Annotated in this window: 15 protein-coding genes; 5 read left to right on the forward strand and 10 right to left on the reverse strand. The window is 43.5% G+C overall.

Features of this window, described 5'->3' with window-relative positions:
• Window positions 1-79 precede the first annotated feature (79 nt).
• Window positions 80-1,510, forward strand: a complete 1,431-nt coding sequence (locus EXT48_RS02475; RefSeq protein WP_130163484.1) for a sodium:alanine symporter family protein — start codon at window positions 80-82, stop codon at window positions 1,508-1,510.
• Between the two features lie 205 nt (window positions 1,511-1,715).
• The gene (locus tag EXT48_RS02480; RefSeq protein ID WP_130163485.1) at window positions 1,716-2,378 is read left to right on the forward strand and encodes an outer membrane beta-barrel protein; all 663 of its coding nucleotides are present in this window, start codon (window positions 1,716-1,718) and stop codon (window positions 2,376-2,378) included.
• 148 nt (window positions 2,379-2,526) lie between these two features.
• Here EXT48_RS02480 and EXT48_RS02485 read toward each other — a convergent pair whose 3' ends face one another.
• Entirely contained in the window at window positions 2,527-3,138 is a 612-nt protein-coding gene (locus EXT48_RS02485) for a TIGR04211 family SH3 domain-containing protein (RefSeq protein WP_239356733.1), read from the reverse strand.
• Between the two features lie 298 nt (window positions 3,139-3,436).
• Between EXT48_RS02485 and EXT48_RS02490 the strand changes: the two genes are divergently transcribed.
• Together EXT48_RS02490 and EXT48_RS02495 are read left to right on the forward strand one after the other, a co-directional pair.
• A complete protein-coding gene (locus EXT48_RS02490) occupies window positions 3,437-4,957 on the forward strand; it encodes a CYTH domain-containing protein (protein WP_010605999.1) in 1,521 nt (506 codons plus the stop codon).
• A 110-nt stretch (window positions 4,958-5,067) separates the two neighbouring features.
• The gene (locus EXT48_RS02495) at window positions 5,068-5,913 is read left to right on the forward strand and encodes an HDOD domain-containing protein (RefSeq protein WP_039493910.1); all 846 of its coding nucleotides are present in this window, start codon (window positions 5,068-5,070) and stop codon (window positions 5,911-5,913) included.
• A 61-nt stretch (window positions 5,914-5,974) separates the two neighbouring features.
• On the opposite strand, the gene metK is transcribed toward EXT48_RS02495, so the two are convergent.
• On the reverse strand, window positions 5,975-7,126 hold the full coding sequence (gene metK, locus EXT48_RS02500) for a methionine adenosyltransferase (RefSeq protein ID WP_010374713.1): 1,152 nt from the start codon (window positions 7,124-7,126) through the stop codon (window positions 5,975-5,977).
• A 260-nt stretch (window positions 7,127-7,386) separates the two neighbouring features.
• On the opposite strand from metK, the gene tkt reads away from it, so the two are divergent.
• Window positions 7,387-9,381, forward strand: coding sequence for a transketolase (tkt, locus tag EXT48_RS02505; protein ID WP_130163487.1), 1,995 nt, complete (start codon window positions 7,387-7,389; stop codon window positions 9,379-9,381).
• Window positions 9,382-9,497: 116 nt separating this feature from the next.
• On the opposite strand, the gene EXT48_RS02510 is transcribed toward tkt, so the two are convergent.
• From EXT48_RS02510 to lptD, 8 genes are all read right to left on the reverse strand, one after another.
• A complete protein-coding gene (locus tag EXT48_RS02510) occupies window positions 9,498-11,513 on the reverse strand; it encodes a methyl-accepting chemotaxis protein (protein ID WP_130163488.1) in 2,016 nt (671 codons plus the stop codon).
• Window positions 11,514-11,623: 110 nt separating this feature from the next.
• Complete coding sequence (locus EXT48_RS23840; protein ID WP_039493901.1) at window positions 11,624-11,839, reverse strand: hypothetical protein; 216 nt, start codon at window positions 11,837-11,839, stop codon at window positions 11,624-11,626.
• Window positions 11,840-12,011: 172 nt separating this feature from the next.
• Window positions 12,012-12,809, reverse strand: a complete 798-nt coding sequence (locus tag EXT48_RS02525; RefSeq protein WP_130163489.1) for a symmetrical bis(5'-nucleosyl)-tetraphosphatase — start codon at window positions 12,807-12,809, stop codon at window positions 12,012-12,014.
• Between the two features lie 98 nt (window positions 12,810-12,907).
• Complete coding sequence (gene apaG, locus EXT48_RS02530; RefSeq protein ID WP_010374721.1) at window positions 12,908-13,297, reverse strand: Co2+/Mg2+ efflux protein ApaG; 390 nt, start codon at window positions 13,295-13,297, stop codon at window positions 12,908-12,910.
• On the reverse strand, window positions 13,281-14,087 hold the full coding sequence (gene rsmA, locus EXT48_RS02535) for a 16S rRNA (adenine(1518)-N(6)/adenine(1519)-N(6))-dimethyltransferase RsmA (protein ID WP_010606006.1): 807 nt from the start codon (window positions 14,085-14,087) through the stop codon (window positions 13,281-13,283). Before rsmA ends, apaG begins: the two co-directional genes overlap by 17 nt.
• Window positions 14,084-15,076, reverse strand: a complete 993-nt coding sequence (pdxA, locus tag EXT48_RS02540) for a 4-hydroxythreonine-4-phosphate dehydrogenase PdxA (RefSeq protein ID WP_130163490.1) — start codon at window positions 15,074-15,076, stop codon at window positions 14,084-14,086. Before pdxA ends, rsmA begins: the two co-directional genes overlap by 4 nt.
• Before the next feature lie 5 nt (window positions 15,077-15,081).
• The gene (gene surA, locus EXT48_RS02545) at window positions 15,082-16,374 is read right to left on the reverse strand and encodes a peptidylprolyl isomerase SurA (protein WP_099030509.1); all 1,293 of its coding nucleotides are present in this window, start codon (window positions 16,372-16,374) and stop codon (window positions 15,082-15,084) included.
• A 15-nt stretch (window positions 16,375-16,389) separates the two neighbouring features.
• Window positions 16,390-18,636, reverse strand: a complete 2,247-nt coding sequence (gene lptD / locus EXT48_RS02550; RefSeq protein ID WP_010374728.1) for an LPS assembly protein LptD — start codon at window positions 18,634-18,636, stop codon at window positions 16,390-16,392.
• Window positions 18,637-18,681: the final 45 nt, after the last annotated feature.

An 18,681-nucleotide genomic window follows, 5' to 3' on the forward strand; every position in this document is an offset into this window, starting at 1 on the left:
ATACTAGGGCCTGTTTATCCTTCAAGAAGGTCAACAGGCCCTAGATAAACGGCAAATAATAATAAAACAGGAACCGCCTATGTTTGAAAGTGCAGTTAAGAGTATCAATGGGCTCTTATGGGGAGAAGGTCAGATACTTATTTATATCCTGCTATTTGCAGGGTTTTGGTTCACTATTCTTTTGCGAGGGATACAAGTTGTAAAGTTTCGCCACATGTTTAGTCTGTTACGAGGTAGCAGTCAGGGTGATGACAATACAATCAGTTCATTTCAAGCGTTATGCACGGGGTTATCAGCTCGAGTTGGAACCGGTAACCTAGCAGGTGTTGCGGTTGCAATTTCTCTTGGTGGCAGTGGTGCGATATTTTGGATGTGGATGATAGCCATTTTGGGGATGGCAACAGGCTTTGCCGAAAGTGTGCTTGGGCAGGTCTATAAAGTGCGAGATAGCCAAGGTGAATTTAGAGGTGGCCCTGCTTATTATATTCACATGGGATTGGGAAGTCGGGCGTTTGCAGTATGTTTCGCCTTTTGCTTGTTTTTGGGATATGGATTTACCTTTAGCGCGATGCAAACTAATACCATCACCGATGCGCTCAATAATGCGTTTGATGTTCCAACCTTATATTCAGGTATTGTGATCACAATCCTTGCAGGCTCTATTATTCTTGGTGGCTTCAAAGCGATTGCACGATTTGCTGAAAAGGTAGTGCCAGTAATGGGATTAGTCTTTGTCCTTGCGGCCATTACTATTACCGTGATGAATTACTCGCAAGTCCCTGCCATGATCAAAGATATTTTGCTTTCAGCTTTTGGCTTGCAAGAAGCGGGCGCTGGCGCACTTGGCGCAGCTATCAAAAATGGTATTCAGCGCGGGCTCTATTCTAACGAGGCCGGAGCGGGTAGTGTGCCGCACGCATCGGCCAGTGCGTCGCCAATTCCTAATCACCCCGTGACCCAAGGTTATATCCAAATGCTAGGCGTATTCTTTGATACCATAGTGTTGTGTAGTTGTACGGCCGTGATCATTTTATTGGCAGATATAGATATTGGCAGAGAGATGGAAGGCATACGGCTAACGCAATCTGCGATGACCGCGCATTTAGCAACTGGGGGCGTGTACTTTGTCGCGGCGGCGATTACTTTATTTGCTTTCACCTCTGTAGTGGCTAATTACGCCTATGCTGAAAGCAACTTACACTTATTCCACCTGGATAATAAAGTTGGCCGTTCAATTTACACCGCATGCTACTTATCTATGATGTTGTGGGGCGCTTCGGCAACGCTAAAACAGGTATGGGATCTTGCCGACATCGCATTGGGTTTAATGACGGTGGTAAATGTTATTGCCATCGTGCGTCTTACACCCACGGTCTTGGCGGTTACGACTGATTATCATCTGCAAAGAGCAAAAGGGAAAGAACCTGTATTCGAAGTCGATAAGGTCAAAGTGCAAGGAGTTACTGAGTCTGGCATTTGGGGTAATATTAATGCGAATAATTCAGCCTAATATATTTTAGATGGAATAAATAAAGGCCGAATTTTTCCGGCCTTTATTTATTCTTTAACTTTTTAAGTTAAAAAGTATCGCCAAACTTTCAATCATACACCTTGTTTAAATTTTTTATATTCAGTGTATACTTCCGCCCGCTTTTCATTTCAATATTTCAAACTAAATATTGCTTCCTTTTTAATCTTTAAACACCGATGTGATAATGAAAAAACAATTATTTGGACTGGCAGTACTATCGTTGCCTATGTACGCGAAGGCTGATATTGCTATATTTTCAGAAGTACTTTTTGGTAAAGCCAATAATGAATTTTATGCCGAGCAAGAATCTGATTTAGGATATAAGCGTGCATCATCCGCTAATTCTGATTCATGGGGGCTGAGGCTCGGTGTTGGGCTTACAGATCATTTAGCTCTTGAAATCGCACAGCATTTTCATGGAGAGTCACTAGCTGAATATACCGTTCACGTTTCTAACACACTCTCTGGAATCTATCAAAACCCATATGACTACTCATATAGAGCCAGATTTCCTATTGATACCGAATCTCTGAGGTTGGGGATTAAGGGAGAGATTGAGATGTCTACCAATATTAATGCAAATATAAGAGTTGGAATGGCACATTGGCAATACAAAGATGTGATCCCTGCACAGTTGGTTCCTACAGGCAGCACTAGTTCAGGTGATAGCGGTAATGATATCTATACCTCGATAGGTGTTGAGTATCGACTAACAGATAATCTCTATGTTGGTTTGGAATACTCTCTTTTGAATATTAAAGAATCAAAAGAATATGACAAAACAGGTGTAGTTCAATATGAGCATAATTTGCACGATATATCCATGTTACTTGGTTGGGCTTTTTAATACGCTGATATTCGGAGTAGAGAAAGGTTATTTTTAGAACTGTATTTAGAGTGGGGCGAATTGAGCAATTCACCCCATCAATTTTGACAAGAAAGTTAGATGTACTGTCAGTGACGAAGTTATCTAACCTCAATAGGTGTATAACCAGTTACCAGCCGTCGTAACGCTTTCTACGAGATAAAAATAGCGTCAGGATCACACCGATAATAATGCCACTGATCCCGATGATGCCACCGTAAGTGAGCAACTGGTGTTGTTCTTTTTGGACTTTTTGCTGCTGTGCTAAACGCTCATCTTGTAGCTGCTTTTCAAGCCCTGAAATAGTGTCTTGAAGTGAAGCATTTTCAGCTAGTAAATTGGTATTGTTTTGCTGCAGCATGGGAAGTTGCTGCTGAGCATCGTTCAGCGCCTCTTGGGTTTCCACCAAGGTTTGGTTAACCGTTTCTAATTGTTGCTTTAAACCCGGTTCCGTGGTGACAAATTTACTTTCTACCCAACCTTCTCTTGCTTTGTCGTCTTTAATTTGGACAAACTCGTCATTAGTGCCACTCAAAATAGTGATTGGCGTACCAGCATCAACAGAGCCTAAAATTCGATAATTTTTACTTGGACCTGTGTGCATGAAAATAAAAAGATTGTCACTAATATAGCCGTTTGGTGTTGCCGCGTTTACTGTGCTATTTTCGTCTGGCTCTTCGGCAAAGCTTACTAAGCTGGTGAAGAGCAGGCTCGCAATGATAAATTGCTTAAAGTTGAACATGCGTGGGCCTTTTATTCTTTGGGTCGTAAAGTTTACAAAATAGTAGGGATTTCGCGGCCTAATAGCAAGGCTTTGTTTATTTTGAATGGCGCGAAATAATTGATTACATAATGAAAATTGCAGCATTTAGCGCAATGATTCAGTGTTATTGATCCGTTGATGTTCAGCGAATTTAGCCTGACTATCTATTGATTTAGCGCATATTTGGTGCACTTCTCATCGGATAAAAAGATTGCAAACTTAGCCTCCTTTGTATATTTTGATCCTCCCTTAGACAAATAGGTAAAACACTGCCCTAATGGACACTGAAATAGAACTGAAATTTTTGGTTTCAGATAATGAAGTTCCGCTGATCCCTGCACTCATCACACAGTTTGCAAAAACGGTCACTAACAAGCCTGCTAAAAACTTAACTAACGCCTACTTTGACACGCCAAATCGTGAATTGCGTGCGCTAGATATCGGCCTAAGAACGCGTTGTTGCAATGATGAATGCGAGCAAACGATTAAGCTTGCGGGAGAAGTTGTCGGAGGGTTACATCAACGACCTGAGTACAATTTACCTATTCAGTCAGGACGTCCTGACTTGTTAGCGTTTGACGCGAATATTTGGCCTCACGGCATGCAACTTGAGTCTATCGCAGAAAACATATTCCCGATCTTCAGTACGAATTTCATTCGTCGTACTTGGTTAATCGAAACGGATTCGGGAACCAAAATCGAAGTCGTGTTGGATAAAGGGGAAATAGCAGCCCAAGGGAAGATGGAGCCAATCAATGAGCTTGAAATAGAGCTGATTGAGGGAAATAAAGAAGATCTTTTCTTATTAGCCGATCACCTAATTAAACAAGCTGGTATGCGCTTGGGACTATACTCAAAGGCCGCCAGAGGATATCGAATTGCCGATGATAAACCTCTAAAACCAAATAAGTTTATAGGGTTTGTACCGCTCAAATCTCAGGTAACGCAAGAACAAGCGCTAATTGCGACAGTCAGTTATGGTATTCAGTTCGTCCAAAAACATGAGCAGTGCTATTTTAATAAACCAAGTCTCAAGACATTAAAACGAGTTATTGACGGAGTTTCACTTATCCGTCACGCGTTTTGGTTGTTCGATGACATCGTTGATAAAAGCTCGACTGAGAGTATTCGCAATGAGTTAAAATGGTTGTTGTCAGAACTTGCTTGGGTCGAAAATGCAATTCATTTGAAAACCTATACCTCAAAGCGCCATGCTTATCATAAGAAACTTAATCAGTTTCCTGAATTGGCGCAGGTCATTACCGATCTGCAAGATGTTCAGCCAACACCGACGGACATTGAAGATTTATTTCATTGCACCCGCTATAACCGTTTGATCCTTTCACTTACTCGCTGGCTTGTTGATAGAGCTTGGCGTAAAAACTGGGATCAAAAAGCACTGAGTGCAGCAGAGCTACCGGTCACAGAAATCGCAAGCCAATTATTTGATAAAGACTGGCAAGAGTTGAAAAACTTGCTTCCACAGGATAAATCGCTTTCTGAAAAAGATTATTTACATGTCAGAATAAAGCTAGAAAATACGCTGCTAAGCGGTAACTGTCTGGGTAAGCTTTACGATAAAGAAGCGCGCAAAGCGTTTAGAACGCCTTGGATTGATATCGTTTATGGTATTTATGAGCTAGAAACACTGGCGTATTTATATCAGCTTTGCCAAAGCCAAAATGCAGACGAGCTGCAAGAAGTGCAGGCATGGCTTAAGCAAAAATCAGACTTTTTGATAAGTGCTATGGAGCAAAGTCGACAATCTTCCATGCATAGCGAACCATATTGGTTCTAACCAGATTAAGCGGGGTTTTATCCCGCTTTTTTGTACCACTTCATTACAATCAATACTGCAAATATCAGGCGATGAACTAAACTTGGGTGTATCAATTCTGAGGTAGCCCAATGATCGATATAGACGATAAAGTGCTGAATGATTTGCGCGGCGGATTTAACTTACCTGCTAAGCCTGAAATATTACAAGCCTTACAAAATGAACTATCACAACCGGAGCCTGAGTTATTTACCGTGGCGGATATTATTGCGGCAGATGTTGGTGCGTCTGCAGCGGTATTAAAGGTAATTAATTCACCGGCTTATGGTCTTGCCCGTACAATCACTGATATAAAACAAGCTGTGATGTTTTTGGGCGTTACCTGTATTACACAGCTAGTGACTGGGTATTTGCTTAAAAATGCGTTTGAGCAGTCAAAGTGCTGTATTTCACTGCAGCAGTTTTGGGATAATGCTGCGGATATCTCAAAAGCAGCAATGGTGGTTGGACATCATTTAAAAGCATCATTACCCCTAGAGAATTTGCAGCTGCTCGGACTCTTTCACGATGCCGGGATCCCAGCAATGGCCGTAAAATATCCAGACTACGCTGAAGTAATAAAACAGTCTATAGAGCGGCCTGAGCAAACATTGATTTACTACGAGCAGCAAAAGTATCCAGTGCCTCACACTGTGATAGGTTACTTTCTTGCGACGTCTTGGCACTTACCCAAAGAAATATGCCAGATGATTTTGCGCCACCATGACGTTAGCTATCTTGAAGAGCAAAAAAATGCACAACATGTGCAAACCTTTGCGGCACTTAAACTGGCTGAAAACCTCTGTTTCGAAGCAAAACATTTTAGAAGCGCAGCGGATTGGTATCTATTTAAAGACAAGGTGATGATTGAGCTTAATCTTCATGATGATGAGTATCAAAACTTAAAAGATGATGTCGACGAGGTATTTATCGGGTAGGGGTTATCTATGGGCATTAAAAAAGGCGCACTTGGCGCCTTTTTTACTTTTTCAGCAGGGGTTATAGGCCTGCAGCTGCACGTAGTGCGTCAGCTTTATCTGTTGCTTCCCAAGGGAACTCTTCACGACCAAAGTGGCCGTAAGCAGCAGTAGGCTGATAAATTGGACGCTCAAGGTCTAGCATAGTGATTAGACCGTAAGGACGTAAGTCGAAGTGCGCGCGGATAAGTTCGATTAAACGCGACTCATCAAGCTTGGCTGTACCGAAAGTTTCTACACTGATAGAAGTAGGTTCAGCAACACCGATTGCGTAAGACACTTGGATCTCACACTTGTCAGCAAGGCCAGCGGCAACAATGTTCTTCGCAACGTAGCGCGCTGCGTAAGCTGCAGAACGGTCAACTTTTGATGGATCTTTACCAGAGAATGCACCACCACCGTGACGAGCCATACCGCCGTATGTATCTACGATGATTTTACGACCAGTTAGACCACAGTCACCCATAGGACCACCGATAACGAAACGGCCAGTTGGGTTGATGAAGAACTTAGTCGCTTCTGTGATAAGCTCTGCAGGTAATGTAGGCTTGATGATCGTTTCCATCACAGCTTCTACAAGGTCAGCTTGTGATACAGAATCACAGTGTTGTGTAGATAATACGACTGCGTCGATACCTACTGCTTTACCGTTTTCGTACGCGAATGTTACCTGAGACTTAGCGTCTGGACGTAACCAAGGTAGCGTGCCGTCTTTACGAACTTGCGCTTGGCGCTGAACTAAACGGTGTGAGTATGTGATAGGCGCAGGCATAAGTACGTCAGTTTCGTTACACGCGTAACCAAACATTAGGCCTTGGTCACCAGCACCTTGTTCTTCTGGACGAGAACGGTCAACACCTTGGTTGATATCAGGTGATTGCTTACCAATGGTGTTAAGGATTGCACATGAATCAGCGTCAAAGCCCATGTCAGAGTGTGTGTAACCAATTTCACGCACGGTCTTACGAGTTAATTCCTCGATATCAACCCAAGCGCTAGTTGTGATTTCACCACCAACCATAACCATACCGGTTTTAACGTAAGTTTCACACGCAACACGTGCTTTTGGATCTTGCTCAAGGATGGCATCTAGAACCGCATCAGAGATCTGATCGGCGATTTTATCTGGATGGCCCTCAGAAACAGATTCAGAAGTAAATAAATGTTTAGCCATTGTATTTATGCTCACAAATATTGCGCTTCACAAACATCAGGGACAGCGCGAAAAATTAAGGGGCGTATTCTAACCAAAAAACCTAGGCATTGACTAGTTATTTTACGCCTAGACGTCCAAAATTGTGCAAACTTTTTTAATGGTCGGAAAAAGTCCGTCTGTACCCGTTTTTTTATGGCCTTTGCCGTTGCAGTTAGCCATATAAATAAGTAAGAATGGGCTCAAACCCCCGCGAAACACATTTAAAGGTAGGAGAATTCATGCCATCTCGCAAAGAACTTGCTAATGCAATTCGCGTTCTTTCCATGGACGCTGTACAAAAGGCCAAGTCTGGCCACCCAGGAGCCCCTATGGGCATGGCGGACATCGCAGAAGTACTTTGGCGCGATTTTTTAAAGCACAACCCAAGTAATCCTGAGTGGTTCGACAGAGATCGCTTCGTATTATCAAACGGTCACGGCTCGATGTTAATTTATTCATTGTTGCATTTGTCGGGTTATGACTTATCAATTGACGACATCAAAAATTTCCGTCAGCTACACTCAAAAACACCAGGCCACCCAGAATATGGTTATGCGCCAGGTATTGAAACTACTACTGGCCCATTAGGTCAGGGTATTACTAATGCGGTAGGTATGGCGATTGCTGAAAAAGCATTGGCTGCACAGTTTAACCGTGAAGATTACGACATCGTTAATCACTATACCTATGCATTTTTAGGTGATGGTTGTTTGATGGAAGGTATCTCACACGAAGCTTGTTCACTTGCGGGTACCCTTGGTCTTGGCAAACTGATTGCATTTTGGGATGACAACGGTATTTCAATCGACGGTGAAGTTGAAGGTTGGTTTAGCGACGATACACCAAAACGCTTTGAGTCTTATGGCTGGCATGTTATCGCCGGTGTTGATGGTCACGATAGCGATGCGATTAAAGCGGCAATCGAAGCGGCGCAAGCAGAGTCTGACAAGCCAACCCTTATTTGTTGTAAAACGGTTATCGGTTATGGTTCACCAAATAAATCTGGTAGCCATGATTGTCACGGTGCACCGCTAGGTGATGATGAAATCAAAGCAGCACGTGAATTCCTTGGTTGGGAACACGGTGCATTTGAAATACCAGAAGATGTGTACGCGAAATGGGACGCAACAGCACGTGGTCAAAATCAACAAAGTGACTGGTTGATTAAGTTCACTGAATACCAAATGCATTATCCTGAGCTTGCTGCTGAATTTGAGCGTCGCATGAAAGGCGAGCTTCCAGCAGACTGGTCTGAGAAAACAGAAACCTATATCGCAGAGCTTCAAGCGAATCCTGCAAACCCAGCAACTCGTAAAGCATCACAAAATGCATTGAATGCCTATGGCCCAATTCTACCTGAGTTTATGGGTGGCTCTGCTGACCTTGCGGGTTCTAACTTAACACTTTGGGATCAATCTAAAGGCTTAACGGCAGAAGATGCTACGGGTAACTACATTTTCTACGGTGTGCGTGAATTTGGTATGTCTGCCATCATGAATGGTATTGCACTGCACAGAGGCTTTATCCCTTATGGTGCGACATTCCTAATGTTTATGGAATACGCGCGTAATGCCGTACGTATGGCTGCATTGATGAAGCAAAGAAGCATCTTTGTGTATACTCATGATTCAATCGGTCTTGGTGAAGATGGTCCAACACACCAACCTGTAGAACAAATGGCGAACTTACGCACTACGCCAAACCTAGCGAGCTGGCGTCCATGTGACCAAGTTGAGTCAGCAGTTGCTTGGCAGCAAGCGGTTGAACGCGCTGATGGTCCATCTGCACTTGTATTTACCCGTCAAGGTCTTGCGCAGCAGCCTCGTACCGCTGAGCAGGTTGCAGCGATTAAGCAAGGTGGTTATGTTCTATCTTGTGATGGTGAGCCTGAAATCATCCTTATTGCAACCGGCTCTGAAGTGCAACTTGCAGTTGAGTCTGCGGATAAGCTTCGTGCAGAAGGTAAAAAGGTACGTGTTGTGTCTATGCCTTCAACGGACATTTTTGATGCGCAATCTCCAGCATACAAAGAAAGCGTACTACCAAGCTCAGTAACGCGTCGCGTCGCTATCGAAGCGGGTATTGAGGACTTCTGGTACAAATATGTAGGCCTAAATGGTGCTATCGTTGGTATGACAACGTTTGGTGAGTCAGCGCCTGCTGATGAGCTATTCAAGCTATTTGGCTTTACGGTAGAAAATATCGTTGAGAAGGCAAACGCATTGTTTGCATAATCAAAGAAAAGAAACAAAAAAACCCATGCCATGCATGGGTTTTTTTATGCTTAGCGGTTTTGCTAAACCACCTAAAGCTTTGAGACTGTTTCCTGCTCAAAGCTCAGGTTAGATAGCTAAACCTTAAACTGTTCTACCGATAAGCGTAACTCTTCGGCGAGTTTAGCAACCTCAGAACTAGAGATTGAGGTTTGGCTCGCGCCTTCAGCCGTTTGCTCTGCGATTGTTACAATCGATTCCAAACGTTCACTAATTTCCTGTGCTACTTGTTGTTGCTCATTCGCCGCGTTTGCAATCTCTTCACTCACATCATGGGCCTGAGAAACGGCTGCAGTGATAGAGTTTAATGCTTCATTAGCAAGATCGCTCTGAGTTACGCACGACTCCGCCTGCTGTTTGCCTTTCGACATCGCGCCTACCGCTTCTTCGGCACCTGCTTGTAAGGATTCAATCATTGCTTGAATTTCTTGAGTTGACTCTTGAGTCTTACTTGCGAGCGAGCGCACTTCGTCTGCTACTACTGCGAAGCCACGACCCTGTTCACCAGCACGCGCAGCTTCGATTGCAGCGTTTAGTGCAAGGAGGTTAGTTTGCTCGGCAATGCCACGGATAACATCCAAAATACTGCCTATCGAAGCGCTGTCTTGGTGTAGTTTGTTAATCACGCGAGAGGCTTCATCCACTTCCCTTGCGAGTTGCTCAATAGTGTGTTTGTTCTCATGTGAAATGCCTTTAACACGCTCAGCTTCTTTATCAGCATTTTTAATTTCTTGTAATGCTTGATGCGCGCTGTTACTAACACCGTGAGAGGTGCTACTCATCTCAGTGGTAGCGGTAGCTGCTTGCTCTACTTGTGCCTGCTGATTCTTAATTGCTTGGCTGGATTCTGTAGTGATAGTCGATGTTTCTTCGGACGCTGCAGCAAGCTGTGTCGAACGAGAAATAATGCCAGTGATAAGTTCACGTAAGCTAGAGATTAGGGTGTTACAGCTTCTAGATAATTCACCAAACTCATCTTTTGCAGTGTCATCTAAGCGCTGTGTCATATCGCCACTGGCGACAATGTTTAAAACTCGGTTTACTTCCGATAGTGGTTTTGTGATACGGCTAACGGTAATGTAAGCTACGCCGACTGCCATTAGCGTTGCTACTATCATCCCGATCCAAGTCCATAGGTTTGCTGTGCCTACATCGGCACGTACGCCTTGCTGTAAGTTAAAGGCGACTTGGCTTGCTTCGGAGAGTAAGTCATCTAGCTGAGACAGAGCGGCTTTTGTGGTTTTCTCGGCGTCGGATAATTCCTTACGCGTTTCGGCTAATGCGTTGATCAAGCGTTTTTGATTTTCCGCGATGCTGTTGCTGCCGGTAACTGCACCTTTTAAATTAGTGTAATAGCCTTCGAGATCAGCAAACAAACTGCTATCAAGCGCGCTAACGGGGCCACGCATTAAATCAATATTACGACCTAGCTCTTCAACGAGATAGCTTTGATCTCGACTTACGATTTCTAGTGTATTGATGTCTTCAACCGTAACAACATCATTGGCGCTGGTCACAACAGAAGAAAAGTTATTTTCTAAGTTATTTGCAGCTTGAAAAGCACGTTTGTCAGCATCTTCTAAGCCATCCAAATCAATGATATCAACCGTCACCATAGTCGCATCTTCTGCGGCAACGTCGATAGTTGATAACTGCTCTTTTAATTTGTCCCGTAACGAAAGCTCAGTTGTTTTTTCGTTTACCAAGCTGTTCATGGCTGTTACGAACGCATCATAACTTTTGCCAACATCACGACTGCTTGAGGCCAATTTATTATTAGCGGCAACGACCTGCTGCAGCTCTGAATAGGTTTTGTCAAAGATCTTCTGGCGCTCTGCAAATTGCTGTTTTAGCGTCGCCAGCTCAGTCTCTGAACGTGCATAAAAACTTCCCTGAGCCATTTTGCTCATTAAAGTGAACTCTACTTGCAGAGCGGAGCTTTTAGAGAGTGCTGGTAAAGACAGGTTATTAACCTGTTGAGTTGAGTTGTCAATGTTTGCAATTCTAAATAAAGAATTGCCCCCGATAAGAAGAAGCAACAAGGTGATGGTAATAAAACCACCCCAAATACGTTGGCTAACAGTCAAATTCATAGCTGTCCTACAAAATTTACAAAGCAATACGGATACTTATCGGATTTATTGCGGATAAGTTAAGTATTTTATAGCAGATGTGACAAAAAATTTCAGTAAAAAAGGTCGGATTACAAAAAATAGCAGCTCAACGGATAAAAAGTATAAGCTTCACGTTTTCTTCGAGTGTAGCTTAGGGCCTGTTGCCCTTTGCTGTTTGACTTTTGTTCTCCTGGGTGTGTTTTGGTCGCGGCGCTCGACTTGCCGCCTAGTAATCTAAGCAAAAGTTGAGCAACAATGAACAAAGCGCACTCAGGGGAACCCAAAGGGCAGCGCTTGATTGGCATTTCTACTGTGTTATCGCCTGACTCACATAGAATACTATGCTACGCAGGCTCTGCCTTGTATAAATACCAATCAAACTGCTGCAAAAACAAACTTGAAAGATCAACAGGCCCTAGTTTAATAAAAGTTAAAGTAAGTGCTTACCCTAACGTTGATTTAGGGCTGTTATAGAGGTTAGCTATGCTGATACTTTTCGCCACTGTCGATATTTATCATTGTCATAGGGCCTCCCCACACGCAGCCAGTGTCTAAGGCAATAATATTTTTCTTGTTGGTTTCGCCTTCCAAAGCAGCCCAGTGGCCGAAAAGTAGGGTAGTGTCGGCTGATGTTTGGCTGAGCTCAAACCACGGAGTGAGACCTGCCGCATCTTTTAGGCCAGACTTGTTCTTAAGATCCAGTTCGCCATTTTGTTTTAGAAAGCGCATTCGAGTGAAGACGTTAACAATGGCTTTAAACTTATCTTGTTCACCGAGCTTATCGAGCTCAAGGCCTGGGTGAGCGCCGTACATATTGGCGTAAAACTCAGGGGCTTTTGTCGATTGATAAATAGCTTCGGCAAAGCGCGCATATTCTAGCGCTTGCGTAATATTCCAGCTTGGATGAATACCTGCATGAGAAATAAAAGTTTGCTGTGTTTCAAGCCAAATAGCCAGCGGCTGTGAACGTAATAAGTCAGCATATTTTTGGCATTTAGGGCTGGCAAAAACCGCGTCTAATTTATCTTTTGGGTTTGGAGCGACTCCCAAAGCAAGACAGGCTAAAAAGTGGAGATCGTGATTGCCGAGTGTCATGCTAATAGAGCCAGCGTGTTGATAGAGGAACTCAAAGCAAGCAAGCGAATCTGGGCCTCTGGCGATGATGTCACCGACAAAGTATAAATGGTCTTGGCTTGGGTTAAAGTTGACTTGATCGAGTAGCCCGATGAGTGGAGTGAAGCAGCCTTGCAGGTCTCCAATTGCGTATTTTGCCATTTATTACCTGTGGTTTTTATAACTCAATGTTTTTATTCTGATGTCTAGCACATATGAGGAACGCGGGGTAAACCCGCTTCCGCAAAATAAAAACGGTATCAATGCAAAATATTTGGACAGGAGAGTCTAAATACATTGATTGGCGCTTTAAACTCGGTGCCAAACTCATTACGCATTAAATAATACCCTTCCATCGTACCAACTGGGGTATCGAGCACCGCGCCGCTGGTGTACTGATAGCTTTCGCCAGGACGAATGGTGGGCTGCTCACCGACAACACCATCACCTTCTACTTCGGTCTCTTTGCCATTAGCATCGGTAATGAGCCAATAACGACTATGTAGCTTAGCGTTACATAAGCTATGGTTTTTGATGGTAATGGTGTAGGCAAACACATATTTGTCCTTTTCAGGCTGTGATTGCGCTTCAACGTAAAAGGTCTCTACCGATACTTTAATCGGTGAGCCAATATTAGTTTGAGTTGTCATATATCCAATTTGCAATTTCAATAAACTGGTTAAGCGACAGGTTTTCAGCACGAAGCGTAGGGTCAATACCTAAGTTTCGCAGCTGCTCTTCGGTTAACAGGTTCGATAAGCTATTTCTTAGTGTCTTACGGCGTTGGTTGAACGCTTCTAAGCAAACAGTATTCAAAAGTTTAGTGCTTTTAGCTGTACGTTGTGACGGATCTTTTGGGATCAATCGAACAACTGCCGAGTCAACTTTTGGTGCCGGTTTAAAGCAATGTGGTGGTACTTCAATCACGGGAATAGCGTGACAATAGTACTGCGTCATTACGCTCAAGCGACCAAAGGCCTTGCTGCCAGGGCCTGCAACCATACGGTTAACCACTTCTTTTTGCAGCATAAAGTGCATATGCTCGACCTGATCGGCAAATTCAAATAAGTGAAATAGCAAAGGGGTTGATACGTTGTAAGGTAAGTTACCAAAGATCTTCAGTTTTTCCCCTTCTTTGATTAAAGAAGAGAAGTCAAACTTCATCGCGTCACCTTGGTGAACCGTTAATTTAGGTCCCAAGAATGGATGATGGATCAAGCGCTCGGCAAGATCTTTATCGAGTTCTACAACGGTTAGGTGACCACTTAAATCACAAACAGGCTCAGTGATAGCACCTAAACCAGGACCAATTTCAACCAGATTGTCTTCTGGTTTAGGATCGATTGCGGTTACTATCTTGTCGATAATATTGTTGTCATTTAAGAAGTTTTGACCAAAGCGTTTACGCGCTCTGTGTCCGAGATGTACTTTATCTGTCATGCATTCTGTGCTTTTTTGGTTGCGAGCTTAATTGCTTCGCGGATCGCTAATTCAAAACTACCCACTTCAACATCACCAGAGCCGGCTAAATCAAGCGCTGTACCGTGATCAACCGATGTGCGAACAAAGGGTAATCCTAGGGTGATGTTTACTGAGTTTCCAAAACCTTTATATTTTAACACAGGTAAGCCCTGATCGTGATACATTGCGAGCACAGCATCAGCATTATCTAAATATTTAGCTTGGAAAAGGGTGTCAGCTGGCAGCGGTCCAACCAAGTTCATGCCTTGTTTATTCAGCATTTCCAGTGTTGGTTCAATGGTTTCTATTTCTTCACGACCAAGGTGGCCACTTTCCCCAGCATGCGGATTTAATCCACAAACTAATACTCTGGGTTGGTCAATACCAAACTTGGTTTGTAGGTCGTGATGTAAAATATGAATGACTTTGCTGAGGCGCTCAGGCGTAATCGCCTTTGATACATACGCCAGTGGGATATGTGTAGTAACTAACGCTACACGCAGCCCTTCGGTTGCGAGTAGCATAACGACATCAGCGGTATCAGACTGCTGTGCAAAGTACTCAGTATGGCCGCTAAACGAGATCCCAGCTTGGTTTATAATGCCTTTATGAACAGGACCCGTGACTACCGCTGCGAATGTCCCATCCATATTCTTTTCAGAGGCAATGCGCAAGGTTTCGAGCACATAATGGCCATTGGCTTCATCTAATTGACCAGCGACCACTTCAGCACCTTTGTCTACTTGAAGGTAGTAAATAGCACCAGCAGGTGCCGCTTCAGGCGCAGCATCGCTGTCAAACGGCAATAACTTGATTTGCTCACCAAGTTCTTTGGCGCGTTTTTCTAAAATACTTTTATCAGCCACCGCAACCAACTGAGCAGGCCATGCATGCTGAGCCAGTTTGATAACAAGATCTGGGCCAATACCTGCAGGCTCACCCGGTGTAATTGCGATTCTGAGTGTCATAGCCGTTATTCCGCTTCGATAATTTCAATATGCGCTTGGTCACGCATTTCTTTAATCCATTTAAAGCTTTCTTCTTTAAATTTACGGTTAAACAGCAGACGGTGTGCGCGATTTAACTTGGCTTGTTCTGTTTTATCGGCCACGCGTTTATCTAGCAGTTGTACAATGTGCCAGCCAAATGTACTTCTAAATGGTTCACTGATCTGATCTTTTTCTAGCGACAACAGAGTGTCTCTAAACGCTGGTACGTATGTAGTTGGATCCGTCCAATCGTACTCACCGCCTTTAAGTGCAGAGCCCGGATCTTCAGAATATTCTTTAGCTAGCGTCGCAAAGTCAGCGGTACCTGCGCGCAAGTCTTTTACAAAACCTGTTAGCATTGAGCGTGCTTTTTCTTCACTTAGGATAATAGACGGTTTGATTAAGATATGACGTGAACGTACCTCAACGGTTTCAACGACTTCACGACCACGAATATCTTGTACTTTTAGAATGTGGAAACCTGCACCTGAGCGCAGTGGACCAACGATGTCGTCTTTTTTCGCACCTTTAATGGCCTCAGCGAACAAGGTTGGCATTTCGTTAATGCCCATCCAGCCTAATTGACCACCATCTAGTGCTTTTGAGCCGCTCGAAGAGGCAATTGCGATGCGCTTGAACTCTTTACCTTCGTTCAAAAACTTAATCACGTTATCAGCGCGCTCACGAGCGTCTTCAATTTCTTCTGGCGTTGCTTTATTTGGGATCTTAATCAAGATATGGCCAATATCATATTCTTCCGAGTTACCCGTTTGCTCACTCAAGATTTTTTGCAGGTTAGTCACTTCTTGAGGGCTAATATAAATACGGCGGTCAACACTGGCACGGCGCACTTGGCTTGTGGTTATTTCTTTACGGATCTCTTCTCGATATGCCTGAAAGCTTTCGCCACTCGCTTCAACTGAGCGACGTAGGTCAGCGATAGTACCGCCTTGATCTTGGGCAATATTTGCAATGGTCTGGTCTAATTGAGCATCGGAAATTTGCATACCCATGCGATCACCCAGTTGCAACATTAAAGATTGCTCAATGAGTTTATCGATGGCTTGTAAGCGTAATGTTTTATCGCTAGGAAGCTCTGTGCCTTGCTGCTCAGCCTGTTCTTTAACACGATTTATTATTTGATCGACTTCGCTTTGTAAAATTACACCATCATTAACCGTGGCAACAACAGTATCTAGTTTTACACGCTCAGCATGTGCTTGAGTAAACAGGCCTGCACTTAATGAGGCCACTAATAACAACTTTTTTAAATTCATACGGCTTTCTAAATTCTATTTATTCAAAAAATACGGTCTACGGTAACCAAAAATACCCTGTTGAAGGAGTTTACTCGCATCACCACTGCTTTGGCTTCCAAGCCCTGTAAGGACAAATTTCAGGCTGAAGCCAGAATCAAACACTGCTTCATCATTTGTAAGTGTTTGGTTTAAGTTTGTTTCAATTTGACGATTCGCAGTCACCTGAATAGCCCAACAACAAGACTGGTATTGAACACCAACAAAGGATTCAACACTTCTATTTGCCGTCATATCTCGGTGATAGCTTGCTACAAATTGCCAGTTATCGTCAATTGGTAAACTTGTAAAGAGACCGACTTGGTCAATTTCATAGTCTGAGACATCATTAACATAACGATGGTTCAATTGCACTAACTGCTTGTCGTCTCCTTTATAGTCCAAGGTAAAGTGAGACTGCACTAATTCTTTGCTATCCACATCGTATTGCACCCCACCTGAGAGGTACCAGCGCTTATGCCAATGTAACATGGATTCAGCGGCAAATAGTGCATTATAGTTGGTGTCATCAGTAAATAGCTGTTCAGAAGGCTTTACAGATGACTCAAGATAAATGATCTGACCTGCACTGAAGTTAAAGCGTTCGACATTACTGCTATCGAATACACGCGTGGTTGCACCCACAGTGAATTGATTGGCTTCTGCAATACGGTCATAACCTGAGTAACGGCGTGCTCTAAACAGACCAATAAAGTCATCTTGTAACTTAGCCGTGTCGTACCAGCCAATTTGGCTTTGCTCTCTGTGTGGTGTGTAAAGGTACTGAATTTGTGGCTCAAGCGTTTGTGTCCCTTGTTCAAAAAAGAACTCGGTACTGCGTTCAAAATTCAGTTGTCCATGTACCCGTAAACTTGGCAATGTACGCGTGACAGACTCCTCATACTCTGTATCAGGCACATCTATATTTTGTTCATAACGTGTGTGAAGTAGGCGTGCTTCTGAAGTAAATGACCAAGCGTAGTCGCTGCGTGAAAAAGACACGCGAGGTTCCAGGTGTAATCGCGACGCCTCTGAGATTGGTAGAGCATCATTTTGAAAATAGGCAAATTCACCCTCAAAGTCCCAATCAAGACCAACAAGTTCATAACTGTCACGTGTACGGAAGCTAATTTGCGGTAGTGCAGTGTAGGATTCTCTGTGATCACCCAACACTTCAAAATCTTGCAGTTTTAAGTCAACCAGCCAATCGTCGCCTAGATAACTCAAGCTGCCAGTACGGTACAATTGAGTGTCGGTTTCATTGGCGTATTCGGATGTTAAGTCAGTGAGGTAGTTATCGTCACTGACATTTGTGACATCAACAAATGCGCGCCATTTATCACTTAAATAGCTTTTTTGTTGCCAATGCACAAGATAGCGATCGTCTAGCTGCGGCTCGGAATCATCCTTACTGAGATATTCCACGCCAATTTTACCTTGATGTTGTTCAGTTAAATATCTGAACTCGGTAATAAGCTGAAATCCTTTATTAGCCATGTATCTTGGCGTTAAGGTCGCGTCGTAGTTGGGGGCTAGGTTGAGATAATAAGGGGTGATCAGCTCTAAACCAAACTTATTTGAGCTGGAAATTGTCGGCGTCAGCAGGCCTGATTTTCGTCTATCGTCGATTGGAAACGTAAAATAGGGTAAATAGATAATGGGCGTGTCCATAATTTTGAACACCGTATTATAGGTCTCACCCCAACCGTCTTCTCGAGAAAGTACAATGCTGCTCGCTTCGATACTCCAAAATGGGTCATCAGCAGGACACGTGGTAAAGCTCGAGTTGTCGAGTGAAATTTTGCTGCCAGAGGCATGCAATTTCTCTGCACCACCGCGGCCCTGCTGGTCTGTTAATTCATATTCAGCACCAAGCAAGCTCACGGTGTTAGCATTTAAATCAGCGAATAGCCCATTACTGTGAACTTTGGTAAATTGGTCACGATAGAGTAGTGGTCCAGAAGCGCTGAGCAGGCCTTCTTTTTTATCGATTAGCGCACGTCTAGCTTCTAAGCTCATGGTTTCAGTGTTAATCACCACATTACCCGAAAACTCAGCGCTATCAGTACCTTGTAGTTCTAAGTCATCGGCAACGATATCAATGGCATGTTTGGGCAGCGAGGCTAACGGCTTCCAGTTTTCTGGCTGCATATAGTCTTTACATTGTGCGGCGACAATGTTCGTATTAGCAAAAGCTGTAGAATGAATCGCGGATAATACAGCCAAGCCCCAAATTTTGCGCATTTAATAACCTATTAGCTGAGCATTTAATAATAAGCTCATCATGAT

The organism is Pseudoalteromonas sp. CO348 (genome assembly GCF_004208845.1).
In the GTDB taxonomy this organism is placed as follows: domain Bacteria; phylum Pseudomonadota; class Gammaproteobacteria; order Enterobacterales; family Alteromonadaceae; genus Pseudoalteromonas; species Pseudoalteromonas maricaloris.